Annotated in this window: 19 protein-coding genes; 16 read left to right on the forward strand and 3 right to left on the reverse strand. The window is 68.6% G+C overall.

The genetic code is table 11. The features are described 5' to 3' along the window. Nucleotides 1-73 precede the first annotated feature (73 nt). The 5 genes from RD110_RS24700 to RD110_RS24720 all read left to right on the forward strand — a co-directional run bounded on the left by RD110_RS24700 (nucleotide 74) and on the right by RD110_RS24720 (nucleotide 6,744). Nucleotides 74-2,365, forward strand: coding sequence for an FUSC family protein (locus RD110_RS24700; protein ID WP_083686557.1), 2,292 nt, complete (start codon nucleotides 74-76; stop codon nucleotides 2,363-2,365). Between the two features lie 8 nt (nucleotides 2,366-2,373). Continuing rightward, nucleotides 2,374-2,865 (forward strand): hypothetical protein, encoded by a 492-nt coding sequence (locus RD110_RS24705; RefSeq protein ID WP_076203105.1) that lies wholly within the window; start codon nucleotides 2,374-2,376, stop codon nucleotides 2,863-2,865. A gap of 134 nt (nucleotides 2,866-2,999) precedes the next feature. After that, complete coding sequence (locus tag RD110_RS24710; RefSeq protein ID WP_076203121.1) at nucleotides 3,000-5,081, forward strand: ATP-dependent helicase; 2,082 nt, start codon at nucleotides 3,000-3,002, stop codon at nucleotides 5,079-5,081. Next, nucleotides 5,078-5,533, forward strand: a complete 456-nt coding sequence (locus RD110_RS24715; RefSeq protein WP_076203124.1) for a hypothetical protein — start codon at nucleotides 5,078-5,080, stop codon at nucleotides 5,531-5,533. The genes RD110_RS24710 and RD110_RS24715 overlap by 4 nt, the downstream gene beginning before the upstream one ends. Beyond that, nucleotides 5,458-6,744, forward strand: a complete 1,287-nt coding sequence (locus RD110_RS24720) for a phospholipase A (RefSeq protein ID WP_083686559.1) — start codon at nucleotides 5,458-5,460, stop codon at nucleotides 6,742-6,744. Before RD110_RS24715 ends, RD110_RS24720 begins: the two co-directional genes overlap by 76 nt. A 79-nt stretch (nucleotides 6,745-6,823) precedes the next feature. On the opposite strand, the gene RD110_RS24725 is transcribed toward RD110_RS24720, so the two are convergent. Then, nucleotides 6,824-7,204, reverse strand: coding sequence for a hypothetical protein (locus tag RD110_RS24725; RefSeq protein ID WP_076203129.1), 381 nt, complete (start codon nucleotides 7,202-7,204; stop codon nucleotides 6,824-6,826). A 248-nt stretch (nucleotides 7,205-7,452) separates the two neighbouring features. On the opposite strand from RD110_RS24725, the gene dbpA reads away from it, so the two are divergent. The 4 genes from dbpA (at nucleotide 7,453) to RD110_RS24750 (ending at nucleotide 12,941) form a co-directional block, all read left to right on the forward strand. Then, nucleotides 7,453-8,859: an ATP-dependent RNA helicase DbpA gene (dbpA, locus tag RD110_RS24730; RefSeq protein WP_076203131.1), complete on the forward strand. Its 1,407-nt coding sequence runs from the start codon at nucleotides 7,453-7,455 to the stop codon at nucleotides 8,857-8,859. A 94-nt stretch (nucleotides 8,860-8,953) separates the two neighbouring features. Then, a complete protein-coding gene (locus tag RD110_RS28720) occupies nucleotides 8,954-10,771 on the forward strand; it encodes a magnesium transporter CorA family protein (protein WP_239467116.1) in 1,818 nt (605 codons plus the stop codon). Between the two features lie 28 nt (nucleotides 10,772-10,799). Continuing rightward, nucleotides 10,800-11,891, forward strand: a complete 1,092-nt coding sequence (locus RD110_RS24745) for an adenylate/guanylate cyclase domain-containing protein (protein ID WP_076203133.1) — start codon at nucleotides 10,800-10,802, stop codon at nucleotides 11,889-11,891. Nucleotides 11,892-11,894: 3 nt separating this feature from the next. After that, complete coding sequence (locus tag RD110_RS24750; RefSeq protein WP_157900319.1) at nucleotides 11,895-12,941, forward strand: DUF3616 domain-containing protein; 1,047 nt, start codon at nucleotides 11,895-11,897, stop codon at nucleotides 12,939-12,941. 41 nt (nucleotides 12,942-12,982) lie between these two features. Here the strand turns inward: RD110_RS24750 and RD110_RS24755 are convergent, their stop codons facing one another. After that, on the reverse strand, nucleotides 12,983-14,071 hold the full coding sequence (locus RD110_RS24755; RefSeq protein ID WP_076203138.1) for a mandelate racemase/muconate lactonizing enzyme family protein: 1,089 nt from the start codon (nucleotides 14,069-14,071) through the stop codon (nucleotides 12,983-12,985). A gap of 77 nt (nucleotides 14,072-14,148) precedes the next feature. Then, nucleotides 14,149-15,063 carry a LysR family transcriptional regulator gene (locus RD110_RS24760; RefSeq protein WP_076203154.1) on the reverse strand — a complete coding sequence of 305 codons (915 nt, stop codon included), beginning with the start codon at nucleotides 15,061-15,063 and terminating at the stop codon, nucleotides 14,149-14,151. A gap of 114 nt (nucleotides 15,064-15,177) precedes the next feature. Between RD110_RS24760 and RD110_RS24765 the strand changes: the two genes are divergently transcribed. The 7 genes from RD110_RS24765 (at nucleotide 15,178) to RD110_RS24795 (ending at nucleotide 21,302) form a co-directional block, all read left to right on the forward strand. Further along, entirely contained in the window at nucleotides 15,178-16,047 is an 870-nt protein-coding gene (locus tag RD110_RS24765) for an amidohydrolase family protein (RefSeq protein ID WP_076203157.1), read from the forward strand. After that, nucleotides 16,044-16,871, forward strand: coding sequence for an SDR family NAD(P)-dependent oxidoreductase (locus tag RD110_RS24770; protein WP_076203159.1), 828 nt, complete (start codon nucleotides 16,044-16,046; stop codon nucleotides 16,869-16,871). The genes RD110_RS24765 and RD110_RS24770 overlap by 4 nt, the downstream gene beginning before the upstream one ends. Nucleotides 16,872-16,894: 23 nt before the next feature. Further along, nucleotides 16,895-17,875: a Bug family tripartite tricarboxylate transporter substrate binding protein gene (locus RD110_RS24775; RefSeq protein ID WP_076203162.1), complete on the forward strand. Its 981-nt coding sequence runs from the start codon at nucleotides 16,895-16,897 to the stop codon at nucleotides 17,873-17,875. Nucleotides 17,876-17,880: 5 nt separating this feature from the next. Then, complete coding sequence (locus RD110_RS24780; RefSeq protein WP_076203165.1) at nucleotides 17,881-18,396, forward strand: carboxymuconolactone decarboxylase family protein; 516 nt, start codon at nucleotides 17,881-17,883, stop codon at nucleotides 18,394-18,396. A 5-nt stretch (nucleotides 18,397-18,401) separates the two neighbouring features. Then, nucleotides 18,402-19,022, forward strand: coding sequence for a hypothetical protein (locus RD110_RS28725; RefSeq protein WP_239467117.1), 621 nt, complete (start codon nucleotides 18,402-18,404; stop codon nucleotides 19,020-19,022). 106 nt (nucleotides 19,023-19,128) lie between these two features. Further along, nucleotides 19,129-20,136: a DMT family transporter gene (locus tag RD110_RS24790; protein WP_076203166.1), complete on the forward strand. Its 1,008-nt coding sequence runs from the start codon at nucleotides 19,129-19,131 to the stop codon at nucleotides 20,134-20,136. Continuing rightward, on the forward strand, nucleotides 20,133-21,302 hold the full coding sequence (locus RD110_RS24795; RefSeq protein ID WP_239467118.1) for an HPP family protein: 1,170 nt from the start codon (nucleotides 20,133-20,135) through the stop codon (nucleotides 21,300-21,302). Before RD110_RS24790 ends, RD110_RS24795 begins: the two co-directional genes overlap by 4 nt. Nucleotides 21,303-21,316 lie beyond the last annotated feature (14 nt).

Consider the following 21,316-nt stretch of genomic DNA (forward strand, 5'->3'; position numbering starts at 1 on the left):
TTGCCCGCCATGACTGTTCCCCATGCCGTGTCGCCCCAGCCCAGAGTCGGAGACGGCACCGCGCCCTGATGGCATGCCCTCCACAAAAAACACCATTGACAAGCCCCTCGCTCCCGTCGCACCGGCCTCACTGATCGACCGCGCGCTCGCCGCCGGAGACCGCTTCGTCCGAGTCGCCCTCTCCCAGTACGTGACCAACGGCCTGAGCGTGACGCTCGGCCTGGTGCTGATCATGCTGCTGGTCTACGAATCGGCCGGGCTCGCAGGCGCGTCAAGCGCGGCCGTGGGCGTGCTGATCACCAGCCTGCCCGACGTGCCCGCGCCGCGCAGGCGCAAGATCATGCAGATGCTGCCGGCGCCGCTGTTCGGCACGCCGATGTTCATGCTGGTGCAACTGGTCCGCGAAGAAGAGCTGTTGCTCGGCGTGGTGCTGGTGGCGGGCACGTTCCTGGCGGTGATGCTGATGGCCTGGGGCAAGCGCGGCGGGCCGCTCACGTTCTCCGTCATCTTCTCGATGCTGTTCTCGATGGCCGCACCCACGCCGCCGTCGCTCGAGGCCATTGCCGAGCACGGCGGCTGGTTCGCGCTCGGCGCGGCGCTGTACCTGGCCTGGGGCGTGGCCACCACGCATGTGCTGAACGCGCGCTTCCGGGCGCAGTTGCTGGCCGAGTGCATCCACAGCTTCGCGCAGATCCTGCGCACCCAGGCGCGGCGGTTCGCGCCGAATGCCGACCCGCAGGCGCTGTTGGCCACCATGCTCGACCAGCAGGCCACCTTTGCCGACCACCTGCAGAACACGCGCGACGTGGTGCTCGAGTCGCCCACCACGCCGGCGCGCACGCGGCTCGCGGCCATGCTGCTGAGCCTGCTGGAAGCGCGCGACCACCAGCTCGCCTGCGACCTCGACCTGGACACCCTGCTCGAACACGACGGCAGCACGGCCACGCTGCCCGCGTTGCAGAAGGTGCTGAACATGACGGCCGCCCAGCTCGAGCGGCTGAGCCTGAACCTGCTGCTCGGCCGCAGCCCGCACACGATTGTGCCGTTCGCCGATCTGCGCAGCACGCTGGCCGGCGTGTTGCCGCCGCGTGCGCCCGAAACCCGCATCGAGCCCGAACCGCTGGCCACCGGCGCACCCGATGCGGTGGCGCTGCTGCACAACATGGCTGACCGCATCGGCCACATCAACGACGAAGCCGTGCGCATGGCGGCGCTGGCGCGCAATGAGGCCACGCCCGAGCTCGCGGCCGTGCGCACGCAGTGGCAGTTGTTCGTGAGCCCGACGCGCTGGGCCTTCGCGCCGCTGCTGGGCCAGTTGAGCTGGCGCGCGCCCACGCTGCGCTACGCCCTGCGCGCCACGCTCGCGGTGGCCGTGGGCTACGCCGTGTCGCTGCACCTGCCCTGGGCGGGGCACAAATACTGGATCCTCACCACCATCGTGGTGGTGATGCGCGGCAACCTCGCGCAGACGGTGCAGCGGCGCAACCAGCGCGTGGCCGGCACCCTGCTCGGCTGTGTGCTGGTGATGGCCGTGCTGGCCACGCACCCCAGCGCACGCACCCTGTTCCTCACCGTGGCGCTCGGCATGGGCCTGGCGCATGCGTTCGCGCTGCGGCGCTACCTGCTGACCAGCATCTTCGCCACGCTCGGCGGGCTGCTGCAGGCGCACCTGCTGCTGGTGGGCGTGTCGCCCACGTTTGCCATCGGCGAACGGCTGGCCGACACGCTGCTCGGCGCACTGCTGGCCTGGCTGTTCAGCTATGTGCTGCCGGCCTGGGAGCGCAACCAGCTGCCCGCCCTGGTGCGACGCAGCATGCAGGCGCAGAGCCAACACGCCAAACTGGCCATGGCCCTGGGCTCACCGACCGAAACGTCCGACCTGCCCTGGCGCCTGGCGCGGCGCGAAGCCTACGACAGCCTGTCGGCCCTCACGCTGGCCACGCAGCGCAGCCTGGCCGAACCGAGCCAGGTGCGCCCACCGCTGGCGCCGCTCGAAGCCGTACAGGCACGCAGCTACCAGTTGCTGGCGCAACTCACGGCCGTCAAGTCGATGCTGCTGCTGCGGCGTGCGCAGCTGAACATGGACGTGGCGCTGCCCGCGCTGCAGGCGGCTTCGAAGCAGATCGGCGACGAACTGGCCGAGGCCAGCGCGGCGAAGGCGGCCAAACCTGCTGCCGCCCAGCCCGCCGACGCACCGCCGATCGCCGGCCAGCCGTTCCAGCCGCGGCCCGATCCGCTGCTGGCCGCCGACCTCACGCCCTGGCTGCTGCGCCGGCTCACGCTGGCCACGGCGATGGCGCGCGAATTGAAACAGGCGGCAACGCAGGCGCAGGTGAAGCCGGTGGAACAAGGGGCGAGACCTTAAAATCCAGGATGCCTACCGAACCCGAAAACACCCCCGAAAGAATCCAGGAACCGCGCCTGTGGACCGGCGACGGCTGGACCGCGCAGGTCATCAAGAACGAAGACGACGACGGCTGGGCCGTGGCGATGGTCAAGGACGGCGAGCCCGAGCCGGCCCTCGTCGGCCCCTGGACCATGGGCCGCGACAAGAAGAACCCCAAGCCACTCGATGGCCCGGCCTTCAGCACCCTGGTGAAGACGGCCAACGAATTCGTGCGCCGGCACGAGCAGCAGTTGCATGCCGCGCTGCACCAGAGCATCGCCGTGACGGCCGGCACGCGCCGCATCACCGTCAACCTGGACATCGAGCCCGATGACGACAACCCATCCGCCACCCTGAGCGCGCAGGACGACGATGGCCAGACCCTTGCCGAAGTCCGCGTGGCGCCGTCGTTCAAGCTCAACCGCGCGAGCGCCGTGGCCTGGGCCGAGGGTGGCTTCGCCAAACCGCGAGAACGCTAGATTTTTCATAGCACTCTCCGCATATTGGCCGTGCTCCTGCGCCATTTTTTTACCGCAGGGCCGGGCACGATTTCACGTCGCGGCAAAGCTGATCTGTATCATCCAACGCTTTGTCCAGAGCATCCCCCCACACCATGTCCGCCGGAATGAACGTCGCGCAGCAGGAAGCTGTGAACTACCTGCACGGGCCCTGCCTGGTGCTGGCGGGCGCGGGTTCGGGCAAGACGCGCGTGATCACGCACAAGATCGGCCGGCTGATCCAGACCGGCATGCCGCCGAAGAAGATCGCCGCCATCACCTTCACCAACAAGGCCGCGACGGAAATGCGCGAGCGGGCCAAGGCGCTGATCGGCCGCGAGGCCAAGGATGTGGTGATCTGCACCTTCCACGCGCTGGGTGTGCGCATGGTGCGCGAAGACGGCCACCGCGTGGGCCTGAAGCCGCAGTTCAGCATCCTCGACGCGGATGACGTGACCGGCATCCTGAAGGATGCCGGCGGCAGCAGCGATATCGCCACCGCACGCACCTGGCAGTGGACCATCAGCAAGTGGAAGAACATGGGCCTGAACGCCGAGCAGGCGCTGGCCCAGGCGGCGGACGACAACGAGCGCATCACGGCCGTGATCATGTCGCGCTACGAGGAACGGCTCACCGCCTACCAGAGCGTGGATTTCGACGACCTGATCAGCCTGCCGCTGCGCCTGCTGCGCGACCATGAAGAAGTGCGCAGCAAGTGGCAGGACGTGCTCGGCCACGTGCTGGTCGACGAATACCAGGACACCAACGCCACGCAGTACGAGGTGCTGAAGCACCTGGTGGGCGAACGCGCGCGCTTCACCGCCGTGGGCGACGACGACCAGTCCATCTACGGCTGGCGCGGCGCCACGCTCGACAACCTGAAGAAGCTGCCGATCGACTTTCCGCAGCTCAAGGTGATCAAGCTCGAGCAGAACTACCGCTCCACCAGCGCCATCCTGCGCGCGGCCAACAACGTGATCGGGCCGAACCCGAAGCTCTACCCGAAGACGCTGTTCAGCGAACTCGGCGAAGGCGAGCCGGTGCGCGTGGTCGATGCCGACAACGAGGAACACGAGGCCGAACGCGCCGTGGCGCGCATCCAGGGCCTGCGCGTGAATTCGCAGCACCAGGAGTTCCGCCACTTCGCCATCCTGTACCGCGCCAACCACCAGGCCAAGCCTTTCGAGAAGGCACTGCGCAAGGCGGCGATCCCGTACAAGGTGTCGGGCGGCACCGGCTTCTTTGACCGCGCCGAGATCAAGGACCTGTGTGCCTGGTTCCGGCTGTGGATCAACAACGACGACGACCCGGCCTTCCTGCGCTGCATCACCACGCCCAAGCGAGGCATCGGCCACACCACGCTGGGCAAGCTCGGCGAGTTCGCCACGCAGTACAAGCTCTCGCTGTTCGAGTCGCTGTTTTCGGCATCGCTGGCCAGCCTGCTGCCGGCCAAGGCCATGGACGGCCTGCACGAGTTCGGCCGCTACGTCACCGACCTCGAATACCAGGCGCGCCGCACCATTGGCGCCGAGGATTCGCTGGCCTTCATGCTGCAGTGGCTGAAGGACATCGACTACGAGAAACACCTGTACGACGGCGAGGACAGCGAGAAGGTGGCTGCCGCGCGCTGGACCAATGTGCTGGAATTTTGCGACTGGATGGCCGCACGCGCCGGTGGGCAGACCGACGAGGATTCGGGCACGACCACCATCCGCGAAACCAAGAGCCTGCTGGAAGTGGCCCAGACCATCGCCCTGCTGTCCAGCATCAACCAGAAGGAGAAGGACGCCGACGTGGTCACGCTGTCCACGCTGCACGCGTCCAAGGGACTGGAGTGGCCGCACGTGATCCTGGCCGGCGTGACCGAAGGCATGCTGCCGTTCAAGCTCGACGACGACGAAGGCCGCCAGCAGGTGGTGAGCGACGACATCACCCAGCGCCTGCAGGAAGAGCGGCGGCTGATGTATGTCGGCATCACCCGCGCGCAGCGCAGCCTGGCCGTGAGCTGGACGCGCAAGAAGAAGAAGGGCCGCGAGATGGTGACCGCGCAGCCCAGCCGCTTCATCAAGGAGATGGCGCTGGACGCGGCCACGGCCAAGGAAGACCCGCGCGAAAAGCTGCGCGCGCTGCGGGCCGAATTCGCAAAGAAGTCGCAGGACAACGCCGCCGCGGCCGCGGCGAGCAACGCGCTCACATGACCGAGATCCGCCTGCGCCTAGCCATCCCGCTGCTCGCCGCCTGCCTCGGTGCCGGCGCGGCCGCGCAGGGCGTGCCAGCCGCCTGCCCGGCGCCGGCCGACATCGTCCCGCAACACCTGTACGGCACCTGGCTCGCGCAGGTGGACGGCGAGGCCGGGCCGGTCACCATCCGCCTGGGCCGGCACCCCGAACTCGCGGGCAGTGTGAGCGGCACGCTCGAACGCAAGGGCCCCGCGGGCGCGGAACGCGCGCAGGTGGCCGGCGACGTGGACGAGGGGGACTTCACCCTCGAGGAATCATCCGACGGGCAGCGCATCGGCGCCACCTGGATCGGCCGAATGACAGACGCCTCGTGCGGCAAGGAAATCAAGGGAACATGGACCAAAGCAAGCGACACCTCATCCAATGCGGCCCGCAGCTTCACGCTGCGCAAACAGGGCGGCTGGCAGTGAGCCGCCCCCTGCCCCGGCGCGCCCTGCTGGCCTCGGCGCTGATCGGCGCCGGCCTGGCCGGTGCCACGGTGGGCAGCACCGCCCTGGCACAGACTTCCGTTTCCGCCGCCAACGGCACCTGGGAGATCTGCACCGGCATGGCTGGCGACAAGGAAGCGCGCCTGGCCTGCTTCGACCTCTGGGCCAAGCAGCAGAAGGCCGCCGCCAGCCCCGTGGCCGCCAGCCCTGCACCGGCCGGCACGGTGCCGGCGGTGTCGGCGGCCGCACTCGCCGATGCCAAGCCCGTCGAACCGCCGCCGGTCAACGCCAACCTGCCGGCCACCCGCGTGATCGAAGTGGCCGAGGAACAGGGCTGCCGCGATTCGCAATACTCCGATCTGTCGCGCTTCTGGGAACTCGAGAGCGGCTCGGATTGCGGCACCTTCGGCATTCGCGGCTACCGGCCGATCAGCCTGTCCTTCGTGACCTCCGACACCGTGAACGACCAGCCGAGCTCGCCTGCGGCCGGCCATACCGCGGCCACAGCCATCGACTACCGCAAGCAGGAGGCGCGCATCCAGCTGTCGGTGCGCACCAAGGTCGCGCAGGGGCTGCTCACGCGCGGGCATCCGACATTGTCGGACTCGATCTGGTTCGGCTACACGCAGCAGTCGTACTGGCAGCTCTTCAGCCCCGCGCTGTCGCGGCCTTTCCGCGCCACCGACCACGAACCCGAAGTCATCTACGTCTACCCGACCGACGCGCAACTGCCGGGCGGCTGGCGCCTGCGGTATTCGGGCCTGGGCCTGGTGCACCAGTCCAACGGCCAGAACCTGCCGCTGTCGCGCAGCTGGAACCGCTATTACGTGATGGCCGGCATGGAGAAGGACAACAAGTTCCGTTTCCAGGCCAGGCTGTGGCAGCGCATCAAGGAAAGCGACGGCAACGACGACAACCCCGACATGGTCGACTACATCGGCCGGGGCGAATTCATGGGTGCCTGGAACTACGACAAGGACAACACCTTCATCGCCACGCTGCGCAGCACGTTGCGTTCACCCAACCGCGGCTCCCTGCGGCTGGAGTGGCTACAGGCGCTCGGCAATGCCGACAGCAAGCGCAGCCAGCTGCGCTTCCACACCCAGCTGTTCACGGGTTATGGGGACAGCCTGATCGACTACAACCGCAAGCGCACGGTGCTGTCCTTCGGTCTGAGCCTAGTGGATTTCTAGAACGCACCCCCTGGGAAATCCGTTCGTGCTGAGCCTGTCGAAGCACATTCGGACGCCACGCGCCGCCGAGGGCCTTTGCTTATTGCCGCGCCGCGGGCCGGCTCGCGGCCAGCTTGCCGTGCGGCAGACTCGCCAGCCGCTTGAACATGCGACCGCAGTAGCCATCGATGCCGATGCACTTGTTGAGCTCGTCCACCGGCAGCGGGCCGGAGACGACAACGATGTCGTTGGCGATGTCCACCGCACCGGCCGCACGCAGCTTGCGGCGTGCGCCCATGGCCCAGGATTTGATGCGCGTCGGGCTGCCGTGCTGGTGCAGGTGCCCGGTGCTGGCATCGAAGGCCACGGCGACGAGGTCGGTGCACAGCCGGTACCTTCGCTCACCCGTCACTTCGCTTGCAGGCGTCTTCATGTCGTACAGGTAGTAACTGCCGGCCTTGAGTTCGTATTGCAGGTCCATGAGGGTGTTCTTTCCTGAATGGCATGTCCTAGTGCGTCGCATTGTGGATGATGCAAGAAGCCGCAAAGCCTGGAAAACCGGTGTAAACCCCGTCAAATCGTAGGCCTGTACCTGCCTCCACTCTCAGAGGCCCGCGCGGCACTTACAAATTCCCACAAAATTCTTGCCTGGCTGGCTCAGCCTTTTGCGTTCCGGCGTCGATTCGGCGCCTTCCACGCGTTGTGCAGCCCCGCCCGGATAATCGGGGGATGAACGCAACCCCCTCCCCCATCGCCGCGACCAGCTTCGCCAGCCTGCCCCTGAGCCCCGAGACCCTGGCCAACCTGACGCAGCTGGGTTACCTGCAGATGACGCCGATCCAGGCCGAGAGCCTTCCGCCGGCCCTGCTCGGCAAGGACCTGATCGCGCAGGCCAAGACCGGCAGCGGCAAGACCGCGGCGTTCGGCCTCGCCTTGCTGGCCAACCTGAACCCGCGCCGCTTCGCGATCCAGGCCATGATCCTGTGCCCGACCCGTGAACTCGCCGACCAGGTGACCACCGAGATCCGCCGCCTGGCGCGCGCGGCCGAGAACATCAAGGTGGTGACGCTCTGCGGCGGCGTCGCCATGCGCGGGCAGATCGCCAGCCTGGAGCACGGCGCCCACATCGTGGTCGGCACGCCGGGCCGCATCATGGACCACCTGGAGCGCGGCCACCTCGATCTGTCGGCCCTCAACACCCTGGTGCTCGACGAGGCCGACCGGATGCTCGACATGGGCTTCTTCGACGACATGGCCACCGTCATCAAGCAGTGCCCGAAAGAGCGGCAGACGCTGCTGTTCTCGGCCACCTACCCGGAAGGCATCGCCAGGATCAGCCAGCAGTTCATGCGCACGCCGCTGCAGATCACGGTCCAGGCGCAACACGAGGAACACAAGATCCGCCAGCGCTGGTACGAAGTGGCCGACAGCGAACGCCTGCACGCCGTGGGCCTGCTGCTGAACCACTACCGGCCGCAGAGCACCATCGCCTTTTGCAACACCAAGCAGCAGTGCCGCGACCTGGTGCAGGCGCTGCAGGCCCAGGGCTTCAGCGCGCTGGCGCTGTTCGGCGAGCTGGAGCAACGCGAGCGCGACCAGGTGCTGGTGCGCTTCGCCAACCGCAGTTGCTCGGTGCTGGTGGCCACCGACGTGGCCGCGCGCGGGCTCGACATCGCGCAGCTCGAAGCGGTGATCAACGTGGACGTGACGCCGGACGCCGAGGTCCACATCCACCGCATCGGCCGCACCGGCCGCGGCGACCAGGAAGGCTGGGCGTTGAACCTGGCCAGCATGCACGAGATGGGCTTCGTCGGCCGCATCGAGCAATTGCAGGGCCGCGAATCCGACTGGCACAAGCTCGACGAACTCACGCCCGCCAGCAGCGAGCCGCTGGTGCCGCCGATGGCGACGCTGCAGATCGTCGGTGGCCGCAAGGAGAAGATCCGTGCCGGTGACGTGCTGGGGGCGCTCACCGGCGAGGCCGGCTTTACCCGCGAGCAGGTGGGCAAGATCAGCGTGAACGAATGGTCCACCTATGTGGCCGTGGACCGCCGCATCGCGCGCGAGGCCGAGCAGAAATTGGCCAACGGCCGGGTCAAGGGCAAGACGGTGCGGGTGCGGCTGCTGGAGGATTGAGCAGGCCGCCAGCCGGCCGCCAGGGCCTGGGCAAACGCGGGCGCGCAGGCATACACTGCGGCCATAACCAGACCAACAGATTCCGGCCCGCACGATGCTTACCGAAACTCGCCCCGGCACCAGCTTCAGCCCCCCCAACGATGCGCCGCCCAAGGTGCACCACTTCCGCCAGGCCCTGCTCTGGCCCTTGCGGCTCATGCCGGTGCGCGGCTCCGAGGGCCAACATGCCAAGCCCTGGCAACTGCTGGCCGACATGGGCGAGCGCTCCCCGTGGCGCGAGGTGGTCGACGAATACAACGGCAGCCCCGAGGCCTTCCACGAGCGGCATTACAACGAGTTCGTGACCTTCCTGCCCTACGTGCAGCGCTTTCTTTATGGCGAAGGCCGCAGCCGCGGCGCCGGCCTCGGCCCGGCCTCGCGCTCGCCCATGCGGGTGTTCCGCCGCCACGACGTGAAGGCCGTGCGCGCCACGCCGCGCCCGGCCGACCGGCCGATCCTGCTCGACGTGATCCACATCGACCTGTACTTCTTCCTCGACGTGGACCTGGTGCTGCTCAACGTGGAAGTCAGCGCCGACAACCTGTCGCTCGAGGAAGCCCAGGAGTTGCTCTACCGCTTCGGCCGCGGCTACCCCGCAGGCTGGGACGGCGACGGCCAGGCCCTGCACTGCCTGGCCAACGCCGAACTGCTGGGGGCGGGCGGCACGCTGCTGGCGCAGTCGGACGCGCATCACCGCGAGGCCTTCATGTCGCACGTCAGCGCGCACCGTGCCCCGCGCATCGCCGCCCACTGGGCCTGGCTGCTGGAGCCGCTGGTGAGCGACCATTCGGATGCGCAGGGCCCGCTGCGCTACCGCCAGATCGAGTACTACCGCATGCCGCTCATGGGCTATCTGTCGGTGGACGATCCGCGCAAGCTCAGCCGCAACGATTTCATCCGGCTCGGCCTGGTGACCGGGGCGGGCCGCTCCACGTCGTCGTTCGCCACCGCCGCAGACCCGCAGCCGGGCATGGCCGCGCCGCAGGCCTACGGGGCGGCGGCGCCTGACCCCTCGCCGTATTCGCAGACGGCGCCTGACCAGTCGCCGTATTCGCATACGGTGCCCGACCAGTCACCGTACGCCGAAGACCACCTCGCCGACTTCGAGCGGCGCTTCTGCTACGACCGCTTCTGGAGCGAAGGTGGCACGGCGCCGAACACGCGCTACCTGTGCAGCGGCCATTCGCTGGTGGTGGTGGGCGATGCGCGCAGCGAGTTCTACGGCTGCCGCGACCGTGGCGTGCTGGCCCAGTTCCGCCACCAGCATTTCATGGTGTTCCTGATCGCGCACTTCCAGAAAGCGGCGATGCTGATGTTCTCCGACCGCATGGCCGAGGCGCTGAAGAACCTCGACATCACCGAGGCGGCCAGCATCCGCCGCTTCAAGCGCACCATCCGCGACAGCTTCGCGGGCTTCCTGCGCTTCACCCACCGCTACTGGTTCCACGAAATTTCGGAACAGGCGCAGACCCGCGCGCTGTTCCAGATGTGCTCGAACCACCTGGGGCTGGACCCGCTCTACGCCGAGGTGAAGGAGCGCATCGCCGAGATGAACGCCTACCTGGAAGCCGACAGCCTGCGCCGCCAGGCCAATACCGTGGTGCGGCTCACCGTGGTCACCATCTTCGGGTTGATCGGCACCGTGACCACCGGCTTCCTCGGCATGAACCTGCTGGCCGAGGCCGACGCGCCGATGGACCGCAAGCTCGCCATCTTCGCCATCACCTTCGTGCTCACCACCGCGCTCACGGTCTACACCATGGTCAAGTCCAAGCGCCTGTCCGACTTCCTCGACGTGCTGTCCGACGAACGCATGACGGCCTGGCAGAAGACCCGGGCGCTGGCGGCCGTGTGGTTCGAAAAACCCGACTGAGCCGGCGCCGCGGGTTAGAGTCGGAGCCATGAAAAACGTAGACCGACAGCAGTTGGTGCAGCACCTCGTCGACCTGGTCCAGGGCCACACCGGCCCGGCCATGGCGCCGTGGCCCGAAGCCGACCTGCGCGCCGCCGTCGAGCGCGCGGTGGACCTGGCCGCGCCGGACGATCCACCCACCGCGCACCGGCGCGTGACCATCCTGCTGTCGGACCTGCGCGGCTTCACCGGCACCTCTGAACGCTTCACCGCCATGGAGATGGTGGCCGCGCTGAACCGCTACCTGGCCCGCATGACCGAGATCATCGTGCGCCACGGCGGCAGCATCGACAAGTTCATGGGCGACGCCATCATGGCGCTGTTCGGTGCGCCCGACGAGTTGCCCGGCGACATCGAGGCCGCGCTGGCCTGCGCCATCGAGATGCAGATGGCCATGGAGGAGGTGAACGCCGAAAACCTGCGGCTCGGCATGGCGCCGCTGTACATGGGCATCGGCGTGAACACCGGCGAGGTGGTGGCCGGCCACCTGGGCTCCGCGCTGCACCGCGAATACACGGTGATCGGCGACCAGGTCAACCTGACATCGCGCGTGGAGGCGCACAGCCTGCGCGGGCAGATCCTGCTGAGCGAAAGCATCTACCAGCAGGCCCGCGACTTCATCGAGATCGGCGACGTCAACGAGGTCGCGGTCAAGGGCAAGAAGGGCGTGGTGCGCATGTACGAACTGCTGGGGCTGCCCCGCCACCAGCCGCCGCTGGTCGCCCCCAAACGCGAGATGCGCAACAGCCCGCGGGTCGAGGTGGACATGCCGCTGGTGTTCCAGGTGCTGCGCGGCAAGTCGGTGCTGAAGCAGGAACACGCCGCCCACATCGCCGACATCAGCTATGGCGGCATGTTCGTCGTCAGCAGCACGCCGCTGCAGCCGATGGACGACATCAAGATCGGCCTGGCCCTGTCGCTGATGGGCCGCGAGCTCACGCAGATCTACGCCAAGGTGCTTCGCGTGTCGGAGGTGAACGGCGAGTACCGCTGCCCGGTGGAATTCACCTCGATCGAGCCGAAGGCGGCGCAGGCCATCAAGGAATTCGTCGACAGCATCGTCGAATTCACCAAGCACTGAGCCATGCACCGATCCATGCGCCCGATCCGCTTCCTGGGCATCGCCGCCGCCCTGTCGGCCCTTGCGCTGGCGTCGCAGGCGCAGCCGGCCGTCCCGCCCCTGGGCGGCATCTGGCCGGCGGGCGGCGGCTTCGTGTTCAAGGACAAGCCGAAGAAGGCACGTCAGGCCGTGAGCGGCATCGCCTGCGCCCCCAACGCACAGCGCCGCAACGTCTGCCTGCTGGCGGTGGACGAAGGCGTGTCGATGCCGTTCGCCCAAGTCGGCGACGGACGGTTGCAGCCAGACGGCCACAGCATCGCCCTGGGCCGGGACGGCGACGAACTGGACGCCGAAGGCGCGGCCACCGATGGTGCGTACTTCTACGTCACCGGTTCCCACGCCGTGAAGCGCCAGAGCTGCGCCGCCAATCCGGCGAGCCGGCACGTGTTGCGCTTCCGGCGCGATGCCGCCACCGGATGGCCGGCGCAGCCCCCGGACCTGAGGGACGCCACCCATCTGCCTGCGTTGCTGGCCACCTTGCCCGAACTCGCGGCCGCGACGGCCCCTGGCGTGTGCCTGGGCCGTGGCGGCATCGACATCGAAGGCCTGGCGGTGCGCGCCGGCCGGCTTTTCTTCGGCCTGCGCGGACCGACGGCGCAGGACGCGGCCTTCATCGTCTCGGTCGATGCCGGTGCGTTGTTCGAAGGCGGCGATGCGAAGCCCAGGGTCCACCAGGTCAACCTGGGTGCGGGCCGCGGCCTGCGTGACCTGCTTGCGGTGCCCGACGGCATCCTGCTGCTGGCCGGCCCCGACGATGACCAGCGCAACGCCGACCTGCCCTGGACGGTGCTGCTTTGGGACGATGCCGAAACGCCGGCGCCGAAGCCCCCCAGGCCCCCAAAGCCGCTGGCGACGCTGGACCTGCGCGGCGTTGCCAAGCGCGAATGCGACAAGGAGATCAAGCCCGAAGCGTTCACCCTGCTCGATGCCAGCCCCGGACACTACCGGCTGCTGGTGCTGTCGGACGGGCTCTGCGACGGCGGCGCGCTGGCCTTCGACATTCCGCACTGAGCCGGCGGCGTTCTCGCCTGCCCTCATCCACCCTGATCCGCTCAAACCCGGATCTTCTCCAGCCCCGCCCAGTCGAACGTGATGCCGTGCCCAGGCCGGTCCGGCGCGATGGCCACGCCGTCTTCGATGCGCAACGGTTCGGCAATGTAGCGTTCCAGCCCGAAGCCATGGGCCTCCAGGTAGCTGCGGTTCGGGCAGGCGGCCAGCAGGTGCACGGTCACGTCGTGGGCCCCGTGCGAAGTCACCGGCATGTTGAAGGCCTCGGCCAGCCGCGCGATCTTCATGAACGGGGTGACGCCGCCGCAGTTGGTCACGTCGGGCTCAGGGAAACTCAGCGCGCCGGCCGCCACGTATTGCTTGAATTCCCACAGGCTGCGCAGGTTCTCGCCGGCCGCAAGCGGCACGCCGCCCTCGCGCAGGATGCGCGCATGGCCGGCCGGATCGTCGGGGATGGTCGGCTCCTCGATCCAGCCCAGGTCGAACGGCTGCAGCGCCCGCGCGGCACGGATGGCTTCGTCCACGCCCCATTTCATGTTGGCATCGACCATCAACGGGAAACCTTCGCCCAGGTGGGCCCGCATGGCCTTCACGCGTTCCACGTCCTCATGCAGGCGCGCGCGGCCGACCTTCATCTTGATCGCACGAAAACCCTTGGCGAGGTTGCCGTCGGTCTGGCGCAGCAGGTCGGGCAGGGGCAGTTCGAGGTCGATGCCGCCGGCATAACACGGCACACGCGGGTCGTAGCCGCCCAGCAGGTTCCACAGCGGCAGGCCGACACGCCGCGCCTTCAGGTCCCACAGTGCCATGTCGAACGCCGACAGCGCCAGCACCGTCGGCCCGCCACGGCCACCGTAATGCAGCGCCCACCAGGCCTTGTGCCAGAGGCGCTCGATGTGGTCGGTCTCTTCACCGGCCATGATCTCCGGAAACTCGCGCGCGAGCACCGCATCCACCGCCGCGCCGTTGCGGCCCACGGTGAAGGTGTAGCCCGTGCCCTCGGCGCCATCCGCATCGCGCACGCGCACGGTGTTGAGTTCGAAGGCCAGCATCTGGCCGTGCATGGAATCGGAAAGCACCACCGGCAGCGGGATGCGGTAGAAGCCAGGAGTGATGTCGGCGATACGGGGCATTGGAAAACCTTGTCAGCTACGATTTAAATAGCATCTCACGTCGATCCGTCCTCGGCCATCGGTGTTTTCCGTGATATTCAACGGGCTTTGGCCACCTGCGCCGGGCTCCCGCCGTAATGCTCGAGCGCCAGCGCGCGCAGCAATTGCACCGCGAACCGGCTCGGCTTGGTGGCCGGGCGCGCCTTGGGCACGGCCAGTACCAGGCGGTTGCGGATGGCCGGCGACTGGATCGGCGCCATGTGCAATGGCTGGTCGTAGGTCCACAGCCTGAGCGCACTCTGCGGCAACACGGTGTGCGACACCCCGCGCGCCACCAGCGACAGGACGGTCTGCACGGAATCCACCTCGGCCACGACCTGCAGCGGCAGCCCTCGCGGCCGGGTTTCGCGTTCGAGCAACTGGCGCAAGGCGTTCGGGCCGCTGGGCATCACCAGCGGCAATGCGGCCACGTCGGCGAGCCGTACGCGGCGCGGCAGGGGGGCCGGCCCGATCAGCACCAGCGGCTCGCGCGCCAGGGTTTCCTCCTCGATCTGCGGCGAGTGCGGCGGATCGAACAGGATCGCCATGTCGAGCTTGCCGGCCACCACCCATTCGCGCAGCCGGATGCTCAGGCCTTCGACCATGCTGATGATCGCGTCCGGATATTCGGCGCGGAAGCGCTCCACCAGGTCGGCCGTGAGCACATGCGCCACCCGCGGCGGCAGGCCGACGATGACACGCCCGCGCGGGCTGGCCTGGCGCTCGAACATGTCGGCCCGGGCCCTGTCGGCCAGTTCGAAAATGCCGCGTGCGTGGGCCAGCAACGCCAGCCCGGCCTCGGTGGGTTCGGCACCGCGGCCCGTGCGCACCAGCAACGCCTGCCCGACCTCCTGCTCCAGCAGCAGCACCTGGCGGCTGAGCGCGGGCTGCGACATGTGCAACGCCGCCGCGCCGCGGCTGAAGCTGCCGCCTTCGACAACGGCCACGAAGTAATGCAAGCGCGTGAGGTCCATGCGCCGAAGTATGGCCCATGCTTTCTGCAAATAGCTGGTATCGGCATAAAGCAGCACACGAACGGACCCGCGAACCGCACAATCCCGGCACGAACAACGGAGACAGAACCGACCATGGCCAACGAAGCAGTGCTGACCTACAACCCCCGCCCGACCGCGCCCCGGCTGGCGCTGCCCGCCGGCGCATGCGACAGCCACGTCCACGTGTTCGGACCCGCGGCGCGCTTCCCGTTCGATCCCGCGCGCGGCTTCACGCCGGTGGACGCACCCAAGGAAGCGCTGTTCGCCCTGCACCGCCTGCTGGGCATCGAGCGCTGCGTGATCGTGCAGTCGCTGATCCACGGGTTCGACAACCGCGTGGTGGAAGACGCCATCGCCGCCGGTGGCGGCCGCTACCTCGGCGTGGCGCTGGTGCCGCTGGACGTGCCCGACGCCGAGCTCGCACGCCTGGCTGCGGCGGGCTTTCGCGGCGTGCGGTTCAACTTCATGAGCCACCTGGCCAGCCCCGCCGGCATCGAAGGCGTGGTGGCCTTCACACGGCGGCTGGCGCCGCTGGGCCTGCATCTGCAGGTGCATTTCGAAAGTTCGCTGATCCACAGCCTGGCCGAGCCGTTGGCGCGCAGCGCCGTGCCGGTGGTGATCGACCACATGGGGCGCGTGGACGCCACGCTCGGCAGAGACCATGCCGACTTCCAGGCGTTGCACCGGCTCATGCACAACCCGCTGTTTCGCGTGAAGGTCAGCGGCATCGACCGCGTGGTCGGCGGCAGCGACTACACCGCCGGCGTCGCCCTGGCGAAGCGGCTGGTGCAGGACTTTCCCGAGCGCTGCCTCTGGGGCACGGACTGGCCGCACCCGAACCACCACCACGTGCCCGACGACGCCGTGCTCGTCGACAGCCTGGCGCAGATCGCGCCCGACGAGGCCAGCCGCCAGCAACTGCTGGTGACGAATCCACAGCACTTCTACCGGTTCGCAGCATGACAGGCGAAACGATCTTCAAACCCTCTGCGCGCCGGCTCGATGGCAAGGTCGCGCTCATCACCGGCGCCGGCTCGGCCGGCCCGGGCTGGGGCAATGGCCGCGCCATCGCGGTACGCTTCGCCGAGGAAGGTGCGTCGGTGTTCGGCGTGGACCGCCAGCCGGCCAGCATGGCGGAAACCGCCGAGCGCATCGCGGCCGCACACGGCACCTTTGCCACCGGCAGCTGCGACGTGACGCAGAGCGACTCGATCGCGGCCATGGTCGAAGCCTGCATCGCGCGATTCGGCCGCATCGACATCCTGGTCAACAACGTGGGCGGCTCGGCCAAGGGCGGGCCGGTGGAAATGGCGGAGGACATCTGGGACGCCCAGGTGGACCACAACCTGAAGAGCGTGTTCCTCACCTGCAAACACGTGTTGCCCCACATGCTGGCCCAGGGCAGCGGCGCCATCGTCAACCTGTCTTCCACCTCGGGCCTGCGCTGGACCGGCGCGGCACAGATCGCGTATGCCGCCACCAAGGCCGGCGTGATCCAGTTCTCGCGCGTACTGGCCGTGCAATACGCCGCCCAGCACATCCGCGTGAACTGCGTGGTGCCGGGCCAGCTGCACACGCCGATGGTGGAGACCCGGCTCGCCGGGCAGCGCGCGGGCGGCGACGTGGCCGCACTGCTGGCGCAACGCCAGTCGCGCATCCCGCTGCCCTTCATGGGGGACGGCCGGGACACCGCGGCGGCGGCACTGTTCCTCGCGTCGGACGAAGCACGCTTCGTGACGGGCACGGAAATCATCGTCGATGGCGGCATGTCCGTCCGCTGCGACTAGACCAATCAACAGGAGACAACACCATGAAGCCTTTCCAACCCCTGCGGCGCCACGCGTTGCACTCACTCGTCGCCGCACTGGCGCTCGCCTGCGCACCCGGCGCCTTCGCGCAGGACAAGGTCACGCGCATCGTCGTGGCCTTCCCGCCCGGCGGGCCGGTGGACTTCGTGGCGCGCACCCTGGGCGAACAACTCGGCAAGGAGCTGGGCCAGCAGGTCATCATCGAGAACAAGGCCGGCGCCAATGGGGCGATCGCGGCCGAATACGTGTCGCGTTCCGCACCGGATGCGCACACGCTTTGGCTCACCAGCGTGGGCGCGGTGGCCATCAACCCGTCGCTCTACGAAAAGTTGTCCTACGACCCGGTGCGCGACCTCACGCCGGTGACGCTGGTGGTGCGCAACGTCGAGGTGCTGGTGGTCAACGCCAGCGCACCGTACAACACCGGTGCCGAATTCGTGGCCGCGGCCGGGAAAAGTCAGCAGCCGCTGACGCTGGCTTCCTCCGGCACCGGCAGCGTGCCGCACCTGGCCATGGAACAGCTGGCCGACGCCTCGAAGACCAAGCTGCTGCATGTGCCCTACAAGGGTGCCGCGCCGGCCATCAACGACGTGCTGGCCGGCCACGTGAACGGCTTCTTCGGCGACATTCCCGGGCTCATCGGCTTCATCAAGGCCGGCAAGCTCAAGCCCATCGGCATTGCCGCCGCCAAGCGCCATCCGCTGCTGCCCGAAGTGAAGACGTTCGCAGAGATGGGCGTGCCCGGCGTCGACTCGGACAACTGGTACGCGATGTACGCCGCCAAGGGCACGCCCGCAGCCGAGGTGGACCGCATGAACCAGGCCCTGCGCCGCACGCTGGAGACCGAGTCGGTGAAAAGCCGGTTGATGGCCTCGGGCGCGGAGCCGGCACCGTCCACGCCCGCAGAACTGGCCGCACTGCAAAAGACCGACGCCGCCAAGTGGTCGGCCATCGTGGTCGGCAAGAAGATCAAGCCCGACTGAAGCCCATGCGCATCCCACCCATTCCCCCCGGAACCCGCCCCGAACTCGCCGCGCAGGAAGCGCAGATCCTGGCCGAACGCGGCCGCATCTCGCCGCTGTACCAGGTGTTGCTCAACAGCCCGCCCGTGGCCCAAGGCTGGGAGCAGATGCTGTCGGCCATCCGCAACCGCAACAGCCTGCCGGCCGGGCTGCGCGAACTGGTGATCCTGCGCGTGGCGGTGCTGAACCGCGCAGCCTACGAATTCGACGCCCACGTGCCGCATGCGCTCGCCGGCGGCGTGACGCAGGCGGCCATCGATGCCACCCGGCAGCCCGTCTTGCCCGACGGTCTGTTCTCCGCCGACGAACGGCTGGTGCTCGAACTCACCGACGCGATGACACGCGACATCGAGGTGCCTGACGCGCTGTTCGACCGTGTGCGCGCCCGTTTCGATGGCCAGGCGCTGGTCGACCTCACCGCTACCGTCGCGGCCTACAACATGGTGTCGCGTTTTCTCGTGGCGCTGCACATCGGACATTGAGAACGATGAATGATCTGATCCTGCTGCAGATGCCGGTCGACGGCGCTCTGGCCGATCCGGGCGACTGGGCGCGCCTGGACGCCGCGTGCCGAAGCGGCCTGTCTTGCGCCGAAGCCGCGCCGTTGGTGGCGGGCGTGCGGCGCATTGCCTGGTCGGCCAAGGGCGGCGTCGGTTATGCGTACCTCGAGCCTGCCGGCAACGCCAGCGCGTCGAGCCTTGCCGCACTCGTCGAGATGTTCACCCAGCACACCGGATGGGCCGGAGAAGTCCGCGCCTCGCGGCTCGAGCAGGTCTTCGACACGCCCGGCGCCTCGGCCGGCCAACGCGCCGACTTCCACTACGCGGTGGAGATGGACCCCGACGACGGCTGGATGCCCGAGATCGCCCGCTGGTACGACACCGAACACATGCCGGGGCTGGCCGCCGTGCCAGGCTGCATCCGCGCCTCGCGGTTCCTGAACCACGGCCACGGCCCGCTCTCGCTCGCCTGCTACGACCTCGTGACGGAAGACACGCTCGGCTCGCCGCCCTGGCTGGCCGTGCGCGCCACGCCCTGGAGCGACATCACCCGGCCGCATTTCACCAACACGCGGCGCACCATGTTTCGCATCGCACACCAGTCATAATGCACCGGGATGGTGCAGCCACTGGGGATCACAGGCAGAATGGCGGCTTCACCGCGCCGCCATCTTTCATGTCATCCGCCTGTTATCGCATCCCGCGCCGTCTCCGATGAGCAGCGCCGCCGCTGCCCGCCATGCCGCCAACCGCCGCGGCGTCCTCGCCATGCTGGCCGCGATGGCCAGCTTCATCGCCAACGATGCCCTGGTGAAATACACCAGCCAGACCCTGCCGGCGGCGCAGTTGATCTTCCTGCGGGGTGTCATGGCCTGCCTGGTGGTGCTGGCGGTGGCGCGGGCCATGGGTGTGCTGCCGCAGGTCCGCATGACTGGCCAGCGCTGGGTGGTGGCGCGGGCCTTGGCCGACACCGCGGCGACCATGCTCTACCTCACCGCCCTCTTCCACATGCCGATCGGCAACGCCACCGCGATCAACCTCGCTGGGCCGCTGTTCATCACGGTCTTCGCCGCCTGTTTCCTGGGTGAGCGGGTGCGCGCCTCGCGCTGGCTGGCCATCGGCCTGGGTTTCCTTGGCGTGCTGCTGGTGATCCAGCCCAAGGCCAGCGGCTTCAACGGTTATGCGCTGTTGGCGCTGGTGGCCACGGCGTTCCACGCCACGCGGGACCTGCTCACGCGGCGCATCCCGGCGGGCGTGCCGGTGATCCTGATCACGCTGGCCACGGCCGTGGCGGTGGCCGCGGTCTCGGGCGCGGTGTCCCTGGTGCAGGGCTGGAGCCCCTTCGGCTGGCGCGAAACCCTTTGCCTGGCGCTGGCCTCGGTGCTGCTGTCGCTGGGCTACTACCTGCTGGTCTATGCCATGCGCCAGGGCGAGATCTCGCTGGTGACACCGTTTCGCTACAGCACGCTGCTGTTCGCGGTGTTGATCGGCTTCGTCGTCTGGGGCGACCTGCCCAACGCGCTGGCCTGGTGCGGCATCGCGCTGCTGATCGGCTCGGGCCTGTTCATGCTGCAGCGCGAAGCCGCACGGGTGCGCAAGGCGGACCTGGTCGCGCCACCGATCCCCCAGGCCATCGAAGCCACGGCCACAGGCGGTGTGGCTCCGCTGTGCCCCAGCGAGGCAGTGCAGCCGGTACCCCGCGGCGAGAAGTCGGCCCGATGATGGCGCGGCGCCCCTCCGCATCGCAGGACACGCGCACGCGCCTGGCCCAGGCCTGCAGGATCTTCTGGCCGGCGCCGCTGGCCATCGACGCCCGTGAGCGTTGGCGAGGCATCGCCGGTGCGGCCATCGGCATCCTGGTGACCGCGTGGCTGAGCCATTGGATCGCCGCGTCGACCGCACACGGCCTGTGGCTGGTGGCGCCCATGGGCGCCAGTGCGGTGCTGGTGTTCTGCGTGCCGTCCAGCCCACTGGCCCAGCCGTGGTCGGTAGTGGCGGGCAATACCGTGTCGGCGCTGATCGGCGTGGCCTGCGCGCGCTGGGTCGACGACCCGTTGCTGGCCGCACCCCTGGCCGTGGGCCTGGCCATTGCCGCCATGCTGATGCTGCGCTGCCTGCACCCACCCGGTGGCGCGATGGCCCTGTCGGCGGTGTTGAGCCACACCGTCGGACTGGAACTCAGCCTGTTCGCGGCACTGGTGAATTCGACGCTGCTGGTGGCCGCGGGCCTGGCCTACAACCGCGCCACCGGACGCCGTTATCCGCATGCGCAGACCGGCGCCACACCACCTGCCACCGACGCCGGGCCTCGTTTCGATCCTGCCGACCTCGATGCCGCACTTGCGCTGCACAACGAGATCCTGGACATCAGCCGCGCCGACCTCGAGACCCTGCTCCGCCAGGCCGAGATGGCGGCCTTCCGGCGCAAACTCGGCGCGCTGCAATGCGCCGACGTGATGTCGAGTCCGCCGATCACCGTGGAATTCGGAACCGGGCTGCGGGAGGCCTGGAACCTCCTGCGCCAGCACCGCATCAAGGCGCTGCCCGTGGTGGACCGCGCGCGGCGCATCGTCGGCATCGTCACCCAGGCCGACTTCCTGCGCCATGCCGGCGTGGACCAGCCGCAGGACCTGAGCCGGCGCCTGCGCGACTTCGTGCGCCGCACCGGCGCGGTGGCCACCGAAAAACCCGAGGTGGTGGGCCAGATCATGGCGCGCCAGGTGCGTGTGGCCAGCGCACAGCGGCCACTCACCGAACTCGTGCCGCTGTTCTCCGAGGATGGCCATCACCACATTCCGATCATCGATGCGGACACGCGCCTGGTCGGTGTGATCACGCAGTCGGACCTGGTGCGCACGCTGTACCGCGCGGTGCGGGTCGAGTCCTGAGCACCGCAAGCTCC

The organism is Rhodoferax koreense (genome assembly GCF_001955695.1).
In the GTDB taxonomy this organism is placed as follows: Bacteria; Pseudomonadota; Gammaproteobacteria; order Burkholderiales; family Burkholderiaceae_C; genus Rhodoferax_B; species Rhodoferax_B koreensis.

What these genes read in the sequence shown, in the direction of transcription:
- RD110_RS24700 (WP_083686557.1), top strand. Translation starts at nt 74, where the DNA reads ATGCCCTCCACAAAAAACACCATTGACAAGCCCCTCGCTCCCGTCGCA.
- RD110_RS24705 (WP_076203105.1), top strand. Translation starts at nt 2,374, where the DNA reads ATGCCTACCGAACCCGAAAACACCCCCGAAAGAATCCAGGAACCGCGC.
- RD110_RS24710 (WP_076203121.1), top strand. Translation starts at nt 3,000, where the DNA reads ATGTCCGCCGGAATGAACGTCGCGCAGCAGGAAGCTGTGAACTACCTG.
- RD110_RS24715 (WP_076203124.1), top strand. Translation starts at nt 5,078, where the DNA reads ATGACCGAGATCCGCCTGCGCCTAGCCATCCCGCTGCTCGCCGCCTGC.
- RD110_RS24720 (WP_083686559.1), top strand. Translation starts at nt 5,458, where the DNA reads ATGGACCAAAGCAAGCGACACCTCATCCAATGCGGCCCGCAGCTTCAC.
- RD110_RS24725 (WP_076203129.1), bottom strand. Translation starts at nt 7,204, where the DNA reads ATGGACCTGCAATACGAACTCAAGGCCGGCAGTTACTACCTGTACGAC.
- dbpA (WP_076203131.1), top strand. Translation starts at nt 7,453, where the DNA reads ATGAACGCAACCCCCTCCCCCATCGCCGCGACCAGCTTCGCCAGCCTG.
- RD110_RS28720 (WP_239467116.1), top strand. Translation starts at nt 8,954, where the DNA reads ATGCTTACCGAAACTCGCCCCGGCACCAGCTTCAGCCCCCCCAACGAT.
- RD110_RS24745 (WP_076203133.1), top strand. Translation starts at nt 10,800, where the DNA reads ATGAAAAACGTAGACCGACAGCAGTTGGTGCAGCACCTCGTCGACCTG.
- RD110_RS24750 (WP_157900319.1), top strand. Translation starts at nt 11,895, where the DNA reads ATGCACCGATCCATGCGCCCGATCCGCTTCCTGGGCATCGCCGCCGCC.
- RD110_RS24755 (WP_076203138.1), bottom strand. Translation starts at nt 14,071, where the DNA reads ATGCCCCGTATCGCCGACATCACTCCTGGCTTCTACCGCATCCCGCTG.
- RD110_RS24760 (WP_076203154.1), bottom strand. Translation starts at nt 15,063, where the DNA reads ATGGACCTCACGCGCTTGCATTACTTCGTGGCCGTTGTCGAAGGCGGC.
- RD110_RS24765 (WP_076203157.1), top strand. Translation starts at nt 15,178, where the DNA reads ATGGCCAACGAAGCAGTGCTGACCTACAACCCCCGCCCGACCGCGCCC.
- RD110_RS24770 (WP_076203159.1), top strand. Translation starts at nt 16,044, where the DNA reads ATGACAGGCGAAACGATCTTCAAACCCTCTGCGCGCCGGCTCGATGGC.
- RD110_RS24775 (WP_076203162.1), top strand. Translation starts at nt 16,895, where the DNA reads ATGAAGCCTTTCCAACCCCTGCGGCGCCACGCGTTGCACTCACTCGTC.
- RD110_RS24780 (WP_076203165.1), top strand. Translation starts at nt 17,881, where the DNA reads ATGCGCATCCCACCCATTCCCCCCGGAACCCGCCCCGAACTCGCCGCG.
- RD110_RS28725 (WP_239467117.1), top strand. Translation starts at nt 18,402, where the DNA reads ATGAATGATCTGATCCTGCTGCAGATGCCGGTCGACGGCGCTCTGGCC.
- RD110_RS24790 (WP_076203166.1), top strand. Translation starts at nt 19,129, where the DNA reads ATGAGCAGCGCCGCCGCTGCCCGCCATGCCGCCAACCGCCGCGGCGTC.
- RD110_RS24795 (WP_239467118.1), top strand. Translation starts at nt 20,133, where the DNA reads ATGATGGCGCGGCGCCCCTCCGCATCGCAGGACACGCGCACGCGCCTG.